Source organism: Microbulbifer maximicatervae (SeqCode) (assembly GCF_052467695.1).
Window position 1 is genome coordinate 5,113,122 of sequence record NZ_CP174320.1, and the last position, 12,630, is coordinate 5,125,751.

The window sequence follows — 12,630 nt, forward strand, 5'->3', positions numbered from 1 at the left end:
GCAATTTTAACCCCTATCACCCAGTGTTTCCGGCTCGCCGGCCATCACGGCCTGGACTGTCCGGTCTATCGCCTCCCGTGCGCGAAATATTCTAGAGCGCACAGTTCCCACCGGGCATCCCATAACCTCGGCGATTTCCTCGTAGCTCAGTCCCTCAAGCTCTCTCAGCGTTACCGCTGAGCGCAGATCCTCTGGCAGTGCACGAATAGCGCGATGCACCGCCGCTTCCAGCTGGTCGCGAAACATCTGACTTTCAGGTGTCTCGTTATCACGCAGTAGGTCAGCGCCCGAGTAAAACTCAGCATCTTCCAGTTCAACATCGGAAGATGGCGGCCGACGACTGCGGGAAACCAGGTGATTCTTGGCGGTATTGATCGCAATCCGATACATCCAGGTGTAAAAAGCACTCTCGCCGCGAAAATTGGCAAGAGCACGATAAGCCTTAATAAAAGCTTCTTGGGTTACATCCTGTACTTCACTGTGGTCCTTAATGAACCGACTCACTACAGCAACAATTTTGTGCTGGTACTTGAGTACAAGAAGATCAAAAGCGCGTTTGTCCCCTTTTTGAACCCGTTCTACCAGCTCACGGTCACTCGTTGACGCCTGATGCGCTGTCATCCCCAACTCCCATATCCAGCCACACTGCGGGCGCCACAAAATTTGACTGCGGGGCCACCGGCGCAGGCGTTTCTTTTACTGTGTTGATGACAATGACAATAGGACATAAGTTCCACGTCAAATCGACGAATAATCAGGAGGCGCTATACTACGCGACCCTTAAACATAATTGAAATCTATGAATGCCCAGGCAAACTACGACGTTCTCGTAATTGGAAGCGGTGCAGCAGGCCTTACACTGGCCCTGCATCTCGCCTCCCAGTATCGCGTGGCCCTGCTCTCCAAACAGAGATTGCAAGATGGCTCCACCTGGTTCGCCCAGGGAGGCATCGCTGCAGTGCTGGATGAGATGGATTCGGTTGAGTCGCATATTGCAGACACATTAGACGCGGGTGCAGGACTCTGCCACCCCGCTTCAGTGCGCTTTACCGTAGAGGAGAGCACTGCTGCGATCAGCTGGTTAATCGATCAAGGGGTGGACTTCACCCGCGAGGAACAGGGTTACCACCTCACCAAAGAGGGGGGGCACAGCCACAGGCGCATTATTCATAGCGCCGATGCCACCGGCCAAGCGGTACACAGCACCCTGATCACCAAGGTGCTAAACAGCCCCAATATCGATTGTTTCGAACACCACGTTGCCATCGATCTAATTCGCCAGCCGGATCCAGATAAAGGCCGATTTCGCTGTGCCGGCGCCTACGTACTCAACAAGAGCAACGATGAGGTCGAGCTGATCCAGGCTAAAGCCGTCGTCCTGGCCACCGGGGGGGCCAGCAAGGCCTACCTTTATACCAGTAACCCGGACGGCGCCAGCGGCGATGGAATCGCAATGGCTTGGCGCGCCGGGTGCCGCGTGGCCAATATGGAGTTCAATCAATTTCACCCCACTTGCCTTTACCATCCCAAGGCCAAAGCCCTGCTGGTAACAGAGGCTTTACGCGGTGAAGGCGCTGTACTCAAGCTTCCCGACGGCAGCCGGTTTATGGACCGCTTCGACAAGCGAGGAGAGTTGGCGCCACGGGATATCGTCGCCCGCGCTATCGACCACGAAATGAAGCGGCTGGGGGCAGATTGCCTCTATTTGGACATTTCCCATAAAGATCCTCAGTTTGTACGCGATCACTTCCCAACGGTTTATAACAATTGCCTTCGATATGGCATTGATATCACCCGAGAGCCTATTCCAGTGGTGCCTGCAGCTCACTATACCTGTGGCGGCATTATGGTCGATCGCCATGGGCGTACAGATCTGGACCAGCTCTACGCCATTGGCGAAACGACATTTACCGGCTTACACGGCGCCAACCGCCTTGCCAGTAACTCGCTGTTAGAGTGTCTGGTTTATGCTCGTTCAGCAGCCCTGCATATCGATGAGCACCTGGGTATGGTACAGGCGCCCCGCCCATCTCCCGACTGGGATGCATCGCGAGTCACCGATTCCGATGAAGATGTAGTGATTTCCCATAACTGGGATGAGCTGCGCAGGTTTATGTGGGACTACGTAGGCATTGTGCGCACCCGCAAGCGACTCTTGCGCGCGCAACACCGAGTAACGTTGCTGCAGAAAGAAATTCGCGAGTTCTACGCCAATTACCGCATCAGCAGCGACCTGGTTGAACTGCGCAATCTCTCCCTGGTATCGGAATTGATTATTCGTTCGGCCCTGGATCGCCGCGAGAGCCGGGGGCTGCACTACTCCCTCGACTACCCCCAACTGCGTGAACTTGCTATGGACACGATTTTGGTGCCAGAGAACTTTGCCGGCCAACGCCAATTTATTTAACCGACCAATTTTTAGCCAACTGGGCCCGCCACGGCAACCCAGCTAACTAGCGGGAATAGCGCAGTGCCACTTGTAGCCTGCGCCAATCCTGCGGCGCCAGCATATCCTTGGCCAACACCAAACGGAGCCGGCGCCCAGCCCTGTCCCGACCATTAATCACCACCAACCAAGACCACAACACCAGCTCATTTACAAACTGGAATTCGCGACGATCTGCGCCATCAGGGTGCCAAAACCACCTTCGCTCGCGGGTCGATAAATGGCCTCTCACAGCTTTTACCTTGCGCCACTCTATTCCGGCGTAAACCACAACAAAAAGGCTCACCAGCCCAGATAATACTGAAGGCAGGTTACACAACCAGACGAGTAAGATCGCCAGAAGGGTGATCAGCAAAAGGAGCAAATGCAAAAGAAAGGAAGGCGCAACGACGCAACTTAAGCGGGCGCTGCGCTCATAAAGCGGGGGTGTCGAGCTATTCCTGGAGTCCGGTGTTGTCACGGATGATTTGCACTATACGCTTCAAGTCCGGGTCAGCCGGGTCTTCTCGACGCAAGAACCAGGCGAACAGATCCTGATCCTGCTCATCAAGCAGGCGGATATAGCGCTGCTGATCCTCTGGCTCCAGGGTCTCGTAAACATTATCCAGAAACGGCAGCAAAACCAGATCCAATTCCAACATGCCACGGCGACTGGCCCAAAACAGGCGGTTGCGATCCATACTTCTTTCCAACCAGATAAAAAGCGCAGTATACCCCCTGCCCCACCAAACTTGAAAAGGGCGCGAAGGACCCCCAAATTATGCCCCGAATACAAATGCAGGTGGCAGGATTATGGATCAGCAACAGTGGCAGGATTTTCTCAGCAACGAGGGCGCCATTTGGGAGGGCAGCAAAGCTCACTTCCCTCTCACTAGTCGCGAAGACCCTCAGAGTTTGCACCTGCTGGACCTGGGCCCAATCGGAGCTATTTCCATTACCGGACCCGACAGCCAGAAGTTCTTACAGGGGCAGCTCACCTGTGACTTGATCAACCTTCCCGATGAACACAGCACCCTGGGAGCTCACTGCAATCCTAAGGGGCGTATGATCAGTGCTTTTAGTGCACTGAAACTTTCGCAAAGTGAGTTCATCTTCCGGTTGCCAAAGGATTTGGCCCCCATCGCCCAGCAAGCGCTGGCCAAGTACGCCGTCTTTTTCAAAACAGAGCTGCACGACATCAGTGATGAAACCCACTGGTTAGGCCTGCAGGGGCGCGATGTGGCAGAGCGCACCTCCAAACTACTGGGCTTCGAGCAACCCTCTGTCGGCGAGGTGAAGCTATTTGACTTCGAAGGAGAGCGCTGCATTGCCCAATGTATTACCGACCTGCAACTAGCCATCCTGGTACCCACCAGCAAGGTCCAGCAACTGTGGCAAAAGCTATCACCAGAGTGTGAAGCTACCGGCTATGACTGCTGGCAAATGCGTCAAATTGAAGCCGGTATCCCCCAGGTGGACGCCGCCACGACAGAGATGTTTATCCCGCAGATGACCAACCTGCACCAGCTCGGTGGCGTGAGTTTTAAAAAAGGCTGCTATACCGGCCAGGAAGTAATTGCCCGTATGCAATTCCGCGGCGCCGCCAAACGTCGCCTTTACCGGGCCAGCTGCGCTTCGGGGGATCTCCCTGAATCGGGCATGGAGATCTTTGGAGATGGAAAACAAAGTATTGGCAATCTGGTGGAAGCCTGCCATAGCAAAGAAGGCATTCAGCTACTCGCCGTACTCACCATCGCCAAAGTGGCCGCAGGTGAAACCTTACACCTGAAAGATGGCCGCACTTTGGATATCGAGGAACTCCCCTATGATGCAGATGCCGATCCGCTGGCCTAAACAGAAAAATTACTTTTAATCAAAAAGGCGGCTTTTTAGTCGCCTTTTTTGTTTATGAGTTAACAACCAGAAAAAAACTCTGGAAAGCAAAAAGGTTTGCACCACTCAAAACGCAGCTTACTACCGCTACTATATTTATAGATATTCCCCTAGGCGTCAAAATTCCAGCTTAATAAAGCAGTAGAGGGAGGCAATATTGAAAGAGTTAGACCAACTAATTGTCGTTCTTGAATGCTGTATTATTCTGGCAGGCTTTGCTGCAATAGTTGGCACGCTCCAACCCAGAAAAGGCAGAAATCTTGGCAAAGGAAGAATTGTATCCCTCGCGATGATTATTTATATCAGTTTGATCAACGCATTACTGGCTGCCTTCACCCTGACTCTATCCAATTTTGATCTCGCTGATCGCACCCTGTGGTCAGTAAGCAGTTTTGCCATGAGTGTGGCTACGTCGTTTTCTATCGGCTACCTATGGATAAAGAAACGACTCAAATCTGTTTCAATTGTTGCCAAGCTTACCTATTTCCTTCTTTTCGGCATTGCCGGCTCAGTAGTTATTATCAATATCATGAATGCGCTAGGGATCGTTTTCAACAGGGAATATGGGCCGTATTTTTTATCCTTTGTTTGCAACCTATTTGTCGTCGGTTATGCATTTTCAAGACTGCTTATGCGCCCATTATGGGTAGCTGTTAAAGAAAATGAACTAGGCCGAATCGACAAGGAGAAAACGGCGGCGTCCGGCTGATTTTCAGCTAAAAGTGTGGCGCCAACCATTGGACACCTACACCTAACAACAATTATAAACCATATAGCAAGCGGGTTAAAATAAAGCTAATTGTGAGACGGGAAACAACTTACCAGCTCTCCATTTCACTCATATACTGTTATCAACTTTCCTATTTAACCTTTCTGCTTGGGACAATAGCGGAAGATGGAAAAACTGTCGGTACAAATCGATCAATTACTTGTCATTATTGAAATATCCATAGTGCTGGCAGGGTTTGCGGCAATGGTTGCCACTTTTCAGTCAAGGAGAATAGAGAGTATCTCTAGGGGTCATGTGGTGTCCCTGGCCATGATTGTCTATATCAGCCTATTCAGCGCACTGCTCGCCGCCTTTTCTTTGGCACTTTTGAACTTCCGTATCGATGCTGGCTATGTTTGGTCTACAAGCAGCTCCTTGATGGGAATAGCCACCACAGGCTTTATTGTCTATCTGTGGAAAAAAAGACACTTCAAATTTGTGTCTATTGTAATGAAAGTTACCTACTATGGGCTTTTCAGTATCGCTTCATCGGTAGTTATCGTCAGCACGCTCAACGCTACTGGCATATTTTTCGAAAGAGAGTTTGGCCCTTATTTTTTAGCCTATATCTGTAACTTATTTTTTGTCGGCTTCGCGTTTGCCCGGTTGTTAATGCGACCTCTTTGGAAGGCCGTTGAAACCAAGAAGAGGCACCCTGTGAAGGGTCGCCAATCTTAAATAGATAGGATTATTAGCCAAGCAATATATACCACCCAAGTGGAAACCCTTTTCGAATTACTCAATCCATATATTATTAATCAAACTTTAGCCACCAAGCTTATTAGGCCAAATCAATCTCCACCCATAAAATACTAATTTTTCTATTTACAATCCGGGAGAGCTGAAAATTCCGCCTTCTTTGACTCATACCACTTCTGCATTGATTCAGGATCTTTCATCAAATCCTGCATTTTTTTCATAGCTTGCAAGTGCTGTGCATCATTTTTTCGATACATCTCGATTCCGTGCATCTTGCTAAGCTCCGCCACCTCTTCAAAGTTATTCCCACGAAACTCCACATCGCAGGCGCCTCCCAACTCCTTGCAAGTCATCATTTTCATAGCAATTCCACCTTAGATTTCACAACTGATACTTTATCGGACAGATAAATAACTTCAAAAGAGCCAAAAATAGATAATAGCTCTGATTGGCTTTCAAGCCTCGATAGATTTCCATCGCAAAACACTGCCAAAGCAGAGAATTGACGCATATAACCACTAAAAAAATAGAAAGATTCTTTATCTGGAAGCCAAGAGAAGGATAACAGGAATAGAATTTTTGGCTCTCTGGATAAATACAAACCCGGATAGATAATACCTATCCGGGGCAAGCCACTAAATCTCCACAGCAATCCGCTTCAATTGATCCGCCTCTGGCAAAGCCCACTCAATAGGCTTTTCTCCACGCTGTTGCAACCAGTGATTTGCCAGGGAAAAAGGACGGGTTCCAAAGAAACCCCGGTGCGCAGATAGAGGAGAGGGATGTGGAGCACGCAACACTAAATGCTTATTGCGGTCGATAAAGCCTCCCTTCTTTTGGGCATAGCTCCCCCAAAGAACAAAGACTAGCCCTTCACGCTGTTCAGCTAGCTTGTGAATCGCCGCATCCGTAAATTGCTCCCAACCCTGCCCCTGGTGGGCGCCGGCCTTGCTGTCCTCAACAGTAAGGGTGGCATTTAGCAAAAGCACGCCCTGCTCTGCCCAAGGTTGCAGGCAACCGTGGTGTGCAGGGGGAATACCCATATCGGAGTGCAACTCTTTATAAATATTTTGCAGCGATGGAGGAATGCGTACTCCGGGCATCACAGAAAAGCACAGGCCATGGGCTTGGCCAACGCCATGGTATGGGTCCTGACCCAGGATAACGACTTTTACCTGATCAAAAGGTGTGGAGTTAAAGGCATTAAAGATCTGGCCACCGGCTGGGTAGATCTTCTTGCCGGCAGCCTTCTCCCCCTTTAAAAACTGACGCAATTGGGCCATATAGGGTTGGTCAAACTCCCCGCCCAAAACATCGTACCAAGAGGGGTGGATCTTTATTTTGTCCGGAACCGGCATTCTTAAACCTTCAATATCTTTTTAACATAGTGTTGTAACTCGGGCACAACTTCCTCCTCAAACCAGGGCCTGCGACGCAACCACAGGGTGTTGCGCGGGCTTGGATGCGGCAAGGGAAAGTATCCCGCTGGCAGTGCATCACGGTAATGTCGAACATTCTCGGTAATACTGCCATACCAGTGCGGGAGGTAATGGCGCTGGGCGTATTGTCCCACCAACAGCGACAGTTGCAAGTTGGGTAATTGTGCCATTAGGCGCTGATGCCAAGTGGCGGCACACTCTGGTCGCGGCGGCAAGTCACCGCCCTTGCCTCGACCGGGGTAACAGAAGCCCATGGGAATAATGGCAATCTGGGATTCGTCGTAAAAGGTGTCCCGGTCGATCGCCAGCCAATCTCGCAGGCGATCTCCTGAGGGATCATTCCAGGGAATACTGGTCGCGTGGACCTTGGTGCCTGGGGCTTGGCCGACGATCAATAGGCGTGCAGACGCTGCAGCCCTCAAGACTGGATTCGGCCCTAGAGGAAGTTGTTCTTCACAGAGGCGACAAGCCCGTATTTCCTCCAGCAGTGCCGGTAACTTCTCAACTACCACCTACTATATGTCCCTATTGTTTACCGTCGGGGAAAGCCAAATGTAACAACCGCGCGCGGCGATCCTGAGGATCACGGGCACGACTGATATTATTGTTATTGAAAACCACAAATACTCCCTGATTATTTACAGCAACTCCAGACCCCATTCCCCCCAATCGCGACACTTCATAGGCGTGCTCCGGGGATTCTTCAATCTCACGGTAAACCAAGCACCATTCAGCTTGCAAGCTCGGCAGAGCTCTTCTACATACCGCATATGCGTTGCTTTCAAGAGTAAAAAGAGCGCCGTCATGATAATCAAGTCCTCTCAGATTCTCCGGGTGATCCCCAAAATCCAGACCCACTACAGAAGGCAAGGAGAAAACTTGAAACTCTCCTTTATTTCCCACCTTTAACAATCCCCTGGGTTCCCGCTCTAAAGCTACCCACAAGTCATCGCCAACCTCAACTATCCCCTCCCCGCCATTATTGTATCTCAGCGAATAACCCAGGTGTTCTATTGCTGATGACCACTTGTTATTAATCCAGCGTGAACTCCCATCTGTGTCCACTTCTGCTATTCGATTGTGGCGTTCACTCAATAAAAATGTACCGTCGTCTCTACAACATATTCCACCAAAACGCATTGCGGTTTTAGGCCGCAATAAATCCATAACAAAGTGAGAAACATTATCGGCCACTCCCCTTTTGGGCGGAGGCAGGCCGCTAACTTTCAGGTATTTTTCTAATGTCGCACTCTGACCGTGTAAATTGATTCTATATATTTTTTCCGATTCTTTAGGAGAGATCGTTATTAATTGGCCACAAAAACTCAAACCAGATAGACCTACACCCGAGCTATTATCTATCCAGTAATCAGCAATATCTTTAGCCAAAAAAATCTCAGCAGCCATTCCCACGGATGCTAAAAATATGAAATTAATTGCTAGGAAAACTGTCTTGATCATTACATCCCCCTTTAAACACTACCTGACTATTCGAACCCCAATAATAGAAAGTCTCTATTGGTATTCAGTCAGATTGATCTGGTAGAGCTAGATGTAATAAGAGTGCTCTGCGATCCTGAGGGTCGTGAATACGGCTGATATTATCATTGTCAAACACAATAAAAACGCCCCGCTCTCCAATAGCCAAACCATCTCCCTTGCCGCCGGTCCGCGATACCTCGTAGCCGAGTTCAGAGGAGTTTTCATGTTCCCAGTAATCCAGGCACCACTCAGCTTTCAAGCTGGGTAACTCCCTGCGGCAAACTGCATAGGCATTAGGTTCCAGGGTCCACAAAGCCCCATCATAGTAATAGAGGCCTGCCATATTTTCCGACTCATCACGAAAATCCAACCCTTTTACTGGCGGCGGTGTAAAAATCTGTACACTTCCATTGGGACCGAGTTTTACCAGGGCACGGGGATCCCGCTCTATAGCCATCCAAAAGTCATCGCCCACCTTCTGTAGCCCTACACCGGAGAGATTGTACCCGTGCATATAGCCTTGGGCTTTAGCCGTGGCCGACCACATATTTTCTAACCAATGCCCCTTTCCCTCCATATTTATTTCGGCTATGCGGTTGTAACGTTCACTCAACAAATAGAATTTATCATCGGCACAGGTGATGGCTTCAAAATCCATCGCTGCAGCTGGGCGAGTAAGTTCCAGTAGAAAATACCATAAATTAGTAGGCCTATCTTTTTTCGGAACCCGGAGCCCAGCCAGCTTGATATAAGGCTCCAAGGTTGCACTCCTATCTCCCAATACTATCTGGTAGATCTCCCTGGATTGCTTATCCGACACCGTAACCATTTTTCCATCGCAAAAACTCAATCCAGATATACTTAACCCGGCACTATCATCCACCCAGTAGTGAGCTATTTTTTTGGCGGGAATAATTTCAGCTGCCAGCCCCATGGATGACAAGAGCGCACATACGATAGTTAAAAAAATACGCTTAATCACGATCCTTCCAATTTATCGCCAAAGTGATTTAAGAACCGGGAGATTCCCTGCGGCCAACAGACACTACCAAGCTGTAAGGTCCCAATAGCTATTGGTACACAGCATAGTTACCCCAATTGCTCTAAACAATTTTAGCGCTAGCGACTAGAAGATATTTTAAAAATGGAGGGAGTTGTTGAACGGGAGAGAACTAAAGGGATGGGATTAGCGCCGACTCCCGGAAAGTACGGCGCCAGACAGAGTCAATTATTGCAGCCTACTGACCTCATCTGGCATTGCCAGATGCAACAGCAGCGCGCGCTTGTCGTCAGGCGCCTGGGCACGGCCGACATTATTGTTGTCGAGGATAACGAAAATACCCTGCTCTCCGGCTGCCAGCCCCTCGCCCTTTCCATAGCGGGTTTCTTCATAAACCCGCTCGGGAGATTCTTCAAGGGCGCGATAATCCAGGCACCACTCGGCTTCCAGGCTAGGAAGTGCCCTGCGGCACACGGCGTGGGCGTTGCGCTCCAAGGTAAAGAGTGCGCCGTCGTGGTAATCCAATCCCGCCAAGTCCTCTGAACGGCCAGCAAAGTCCAGGCCATCTACTTGAGGCAGAGTCAGTGTGCTGGCCTCGCCATCTGCATTAAGCCTCAACAAACCACGGGGTTCGCGCTCCATGGCTACCCAGAAAGTATCGTCGGCTTTCACCAACCCCTCGCTGGAAGCATTGGTCTTCTGTAGAAAACCCTGGGACCTGGCTAATGCCGACCAGCTATGCTCTTGCCAGCGTGCATTTCCCTCAATATCTACGATGGCAATACGGTTGTAATGCTCACTGACCAGATAGACCTGGCCATCACTACAGGTAACACCTTCAAAGTCCAGATCTTCTGCCGGGCGGAACAACTCCTTGAAGCCTTCCCAAGCGCTGACAGGCTCATCCTGCTCCGGTATCCCAAGGCCGCTTAAGCGAAGATGTGATACCAGGTCGGCACTGCCATCGCGAAATTCAAGCGTGTAGATCTCTTCAGAATTCTTATCGGAGACTGCCAGCAGATCTCCAGAACAGAAACTTAAGCCGGAAATATCCAGGCCTGCACTACTATCAACCCAATAGCTGGCCAGCAACCTAGCCGGGGTAATTTCTGCGGCTATCGCCAGTGGCGACAACAGCACGGATAGAACACTGAAGAGAGTACGCTTGATCACTGCAAAACCAATTAATCGCGGAAGTTATTAAACTGCAATGGCTGTTCCAGCTCTTTACCACGTAACAAGGCGATCACCTGCTGCAAGTCATCGCGCTTCTTGCCAGTAACACGCACCTGCTCACCCTGAATGGCAGCCTGCACCTTGAGCTTTTCATCTTTGATCAGCTTAACAATCTTTTTTGACAGTTCTTTGTCAAGGCCATTTTTCAGGGTCACGTCCAATTTGACCTGCTTGCCGGATTGCTCTTTATCACCTACATCCATCGCCAGTGGATCGATATCGCATTTGATCAGTGCGCCGCGCAGCATATCCACCATCTGGTCTACCTGCATGTCCACTTCAGCGCGAACTACCAGGGAGAACTCACTCATCTCCACTTCCGCATCCACACCTTTAAAGTCGAAGCGGTTGGTAATAGTGCGATTCACCTGATCCACAGCGTTGGTGAGTTGGTGCTTATCCACTTCAGATACAATGTCAAAAGAAGGCATTAAGTTGTCTGCTCCTATTTCCAGGTTTCCGGAGTAATCTCCGCGTTGTTGTCACTATCAGCCAGCCAGATATGGCCATCCTGAATGGTGGCACTCAGGTCCATATTGCGCTCAGCCATAGCCGCCAATTGCTCAGTGGCATCAGCGGCTAAATGGTAGACGGTAAGGTTATCAAAGCGCTCCAATTGGCTGGCCTGTTTCTGCCACCAGATTGGTGCTGCACGGCGCCCGTAACTGTATACGATAACGCGCTTCGAGCGGTTGCAGGCTTTGCGAATTCGTTCCTCAGTGGGAAGTCCCACTTCGATCCAGAGATCGATTTCCCCGCTCAGGTTCTTTTGCCAGAGATCCGCCTCCTCATCGGAGGACAATCCCCGGGTAAACTCCAGCGTTTCCGCCGCATTGTGTGCAAAAGCCAGTAGGCGCACCATCATACGCTCATCTGTTTCCGAAGGATGTCGCGCCAAAGTGAGCGGATGTTCGGCGTAATAATCCCTGTCCATATCGGATATCTGGACTTTGGCCTTAAATATTGTTGCTTTTAACGCCATTTTGGCTCCATGGTGATGCCTTCTCCAGCGCCGGGAGTCAGGCGGACTATTCTTGATGGGTTCACGTGAGAATAAGGATATTCCGCATGACCTCTGCGCTCCCCAGCGGCTGGCCCTTTTGGCAGAGCTCACTGCTACTGCTGCTGGCAACCACCCTCAGCGGCTGTGGTGTCAACAATATCCCAACCTACGACGAGCAGGTTAAAGCCACCTGGGCCCAGGTTCAAAACCAATACCAGCGCCGTGCCGATCTGATTCCCAATCTGGTGCAAACCGTAAAAGCTTACGCATCCCACGAACGGGAAACCCTACAAGCCGTCACTGAGGCTAGGGCCAAAGTCAGCTCTCTCCAGGTTGACGGCAACCTTCTCAATGACCCAGCCAAGCTGCAACAGTTCGAAGCAGCACAAGGCCAGTTAACCAGCGCGCTATCCCGCCTTATGTTGGTGGTAGAGCGATACCCCGACCTCAAAGCCAACCAGAACTTCCTCACACTGCAATCTCAGTTAGAGGGCACCGAAAACCGCATCAGTGTCGCGCGCCGGGATTATATCCAGGCTGTAGAGCGCTACAACCGCGAGATTCGCACTTTTCCAGGAAGAATCTGGCATGCCGTGCTCTACAGGGATATGCCGCTTCGAGAAACTTTCGAAGCCACCAGTGAAGATGCCGACAAGGCACCTGAGGTCAACTTCCAATAGACAG

The 12,630-nt window shown here is 50.4% G+C and carries 16 protein-coding genes; 5 read left to right on the forward strand and 11 right to left on the reverse strand.

The window, feature by feature from the left end; genetic code table 11:
* Window positions 1-6 precede the first annotated feature (6 nt).
* Complete coding sequence (gene rpoE / locus ACJJI8_RS22435) at window positions 7-621, reverse strand: RNA polymerase sigma factor RpoE (protein ID WP_282931954.1); 615 nt, start codon at window positions 619-621, stop codon at window positions 7-9.
* Window positions 622-799: 178 nt separating this feature from the next.
* Here rpoE and nadB point away from each other — a divergent pair, with 178 nt between their 5' ends.
* Complete coding sequence (gene nadB, locus ACJJI8_RS22440; protein WP_413662753.1) at window positions 800-2,407, forward strand: L-aspartate oxidase; 1,608 nt, start codon at window positions 800-802, stop codon at window positions 2,405-2,407.
* A 46-nt stretch (window positions 2,408-2,453) separates the two neighbouring features.
* On the opposite strand, the gene ACJJI8_RS22445 is transcribed toward nadB, so the two are convergent.
* Both ACJJI8_RS22445 and ACJJI8_RS22450 read right to left on the reverse strand, forming a co-directional pair.
* Window positions 2,454-2,906: a protein YgfX gene (locus tag ACJJI8_RS22445; RefSeq protein WP_444933791.1), complete on the reverse strand. Its 453-nt coding sequence runs from the start codon at window positions 2,904-2,906 to the stop codon at window positions 2,454-2,456.
* Window positions 2,881-3,126, reverse strand: a complete 246-nt coding sequence (locus ACJJI8_RS22450; RefSeq protein WP_282931952.1) for an FAD assembly factor SdhE — start codon at window positions 3,124-3,126, stop codon at window positions 2,881-2,883. Before ACJJI8_RS22450 ends, ACJJI8_RS22445 begins: the two co-directional genes overlap by 26 nt.
* Window positions 3,127-3,238: 112 nt before the next feature.
* On the opposite strand from ACJJI8_RS22450, the gene ygfZ reads away from it, so the two are divergent.
* The 3 genes from ygfZ to ACJJI8_RS22465 all read left to right on the forward strand — a co-directional run bounded on the left by ygfZ (window position 3,239) and on the right by ACJJI8_RS22465 (window position 5,765).
* A complete protein-coding gene (ygfZ, locus tag ACJJI8_RS22455) occupies window positions 3,239-4,279 on the forward strand; it encodes a CAF17-like 4Fe-4S cluster assembly/insertion protein YgfZ (protein ID WP_444907691.1) in 1,041 nt (346 codons plus the stop codon).
* Window positions 4,280-4,475: 196 nt separating this feature from the next.
* Window positions 4,476-5,027 carry a hypothetical protein gene (locus ACJJI8_RS22460; protein WP_444933792.1) on the forward strand — a complete coding sequence of 184 codons (552 nt, stop codon included), beginning with the start codon at window positions 4,476-4,478 and terminating at the stop codon, window positions 5,025-5,027.
* Between the two features lie 186 nt (window positions 5,028-5,213).
* Window positions 5,214-5,765 (forward strand): hypothetical protein, encoded by a 552-nt coding sequence (locus ACJJI8_RS22465; protein WP_413662757.1) that lies wholly within the window; start codon window positions 5,214-5,216, stop codon window positions 5,763-5,765.
* A gap of 143 nt (window positions 5,766-5,908) precedes the next feature.
* Here ACJJI8_RS22465 and ACJJI8_RS22470 read toward each other — a convergent pair whose 3' ends face one another.
* From ACJJI8_RS22470 to ACJJI8_RS22505, 8 genes are all read right to left on the reverse strand, one after another.
* Window positions 5,909-6,148: a DUF1059 domain-containing protein gene (locus tag ACJJI8_RS22470; RefSeq protein WP_444925507.1), complete on the reverse strand. Its 240-nt coding sequence runs from the start codon at window positions 6,146-6,148 to the stop codon at window positions 5,909-5,911.
* 273 nt (window positions 6,149-6,421) lie between these two features.
* Window positions 6,422-7,144, reverse strand: a complete 723-nt coding sequence (ung, locus tag ACJJI8_RS22475; protein ID WP_444933793.1) for a uracil-DNA glycosylase — start codon at window positions 7,142-7,144, stop codon at window positions 6,422-6,424.
* A 2-nt stretch (window positions 7,145-7,146) separates the two neighbouring features.
* The gene (locus tag ACJJI8_RS22480) at window positions 7,147-7,737 is read right to left on the reverse strand and encodes a uracil-DNA glycosylase family protein (RefSeq protein ID WP_444914329.1); all 591 of its coding nucleotides are present in this window, start codon (window positions 7,735-7,737) and stop codon (window positions 7,147-7,149) included.
* A gap of 13 nt (window positions 7,738-7,750) precedes the next feature.
* Window positions 7,751-8,686 carry an SdiA-regulated/phytase-like domain-containing protein gene (locus ACJJI8_RS22485; protein ID WP_444933794.1) on the reverse strand — a complete coding sequence of 312 codons (936 nt, stop codon included), beginning with the start codon at window positions 8,684-8,686 and terminating at the stop codon, window positions 7,751-7,753.
* Window positions 8,687-8,750: 64 nt separating this feature from the next.
* Window positions 8,751-9,689 carry a YjiK family protein gene (locus tag ACJJI8_RS22490; RefSeq protein ID WP_444933795.1) on the reverse strand — a complete coding sequence of 313 codons (939 nt, stop codon included), beginning with the start codon at window positions 9,687-9,689 and terminating at the stop codon, window positions 8,751-8,753.
* A 246-nt stretch (window positions 9,690-9,935) separates the two neighbouring features.
* Window positions 9,936-10,880 (reverse strand): esterase-like activity of phytase family protein, encoded by a 945-nt coding sequence (locus ACJJI8_RS22495; RefSeq protein WP_444933796.1) that lies wholly within the window; start codon window positions 10,878-10,880, stop codon window positions 9,936-9,938.
* Window positions 10,881-10,891: 11 nt separating this feature from the next.
* Entirely contained in the window at window positions 10,892-11,374 is a 483-nt protein-coding gene (locus tag ACJJI8_RS22500; RefSeq protein ID WP_108733959.1) for a YajQ family cyclic di-GMP-binding protein, read from the reverse strand.
* A gap of 14 nt (window positions 11,375-11,388) precedes the next feature.
* A complete protein-coding gene (locus tag ACJJI8_RS22505; protein ID WP_282931942.1) occupies window positions 11,389-11,925 on the reverse strand; it encodes a YaeQ family protein in 537 nt (178 codons plus the stop codon).
* 86 nt (window positions 11,926-12,011) lie between these two features.
* On the opposite strand from ACJJI8_RS22505, the gene ACJJI8_RS22510 reads away from it, so the two are divergent.
* Window positions 12,012-12,626, forward strand: coding sequence for a LemA family protein (locus ACJJI8_RS22510; protein WP_444933797.1), 615 nt, complete (start codon window positions 12,012-12,014; stop codon window positions 12,624-12,626).
* The last annotated feature ends 4 nt before the right edge of the window (window positions 12,627-12,630 follow it).

Coding starts and splice junctions, on each gene's coding strand:
- rpoE (WP_282931954.1), bottom strand. CDS start 621: ATGACAGCGCATCAGGCGTCAACGAGTGACCGTGAGCTGGTAGAACGG.
- nadB (WP_413662753.1), top strand. CDS start 800: ATGAATGCCCAGGCAAACTACGACGTTCTCGTAATTGGAAGCGGTGCA.
- ACJJI8_RS22450 (WP_282931952.1), bottom strand. CDS start 3,126: ATGGATCGCAACCGCCTGTTTTGGGCCAGTCGCCGTGGCATGTTGGAA.
- ygfZ (WP_444907691.1), top strand. CDS start 3,239: ATGGATCAGCAACAGTGGCAGGATTTTCTCAGCAACGAGGGCGCCATT.
- ACJJI8_RS22465 (WP_413662757.1), top strand. CDS start 5,214: ATGGAAAAACTGTCGGTACAAATCGATCAATTACTTGTCATTATTGAA.
- ACJJI8_RS22470 (WP_444925507.1), bottom strand. CDS start 6,148: ATGAAAATGATGACTTGCAAGGAGTTGGGAGGCGCCTGCGATGTGGAG.
- ung (WP_444933793.1), bottom strand. CDS start 7,144: ATGCCGGTTCCGGACAAAATAAAGATCCACCCCTCTTGGTACGATGTT.
- ACJJI8_RS22485 (WP_444933794.1), bottom strand. CDS start 8,686: ATGATCAAGACAGTTTTCCTAGCAATTAATTTCATATTTTTAGCATCC.
- ACJJI8_RS22500 (WP_108733959.1), bottom strand. CDS start 11,374: ATGCCTTCTTTTGACATTGTATCTGAAGTGGATAAGCACCAACTCACC.
- ACJJI8_RS22505 (WP_282931942.1), bottom strand. CDS start 11,925: ATGGCGTTAAAAGCAACAATATTTAAGGCCAAAGTCCAGATATCCGAT.
- ACJJI8_RS22510 (WP_444933797.1), top strand. CDS start 12,012: ATGACCTCTGCGCTCCCCAGCGGCTGGCCCTTTTGGCAGAGCTCACTG.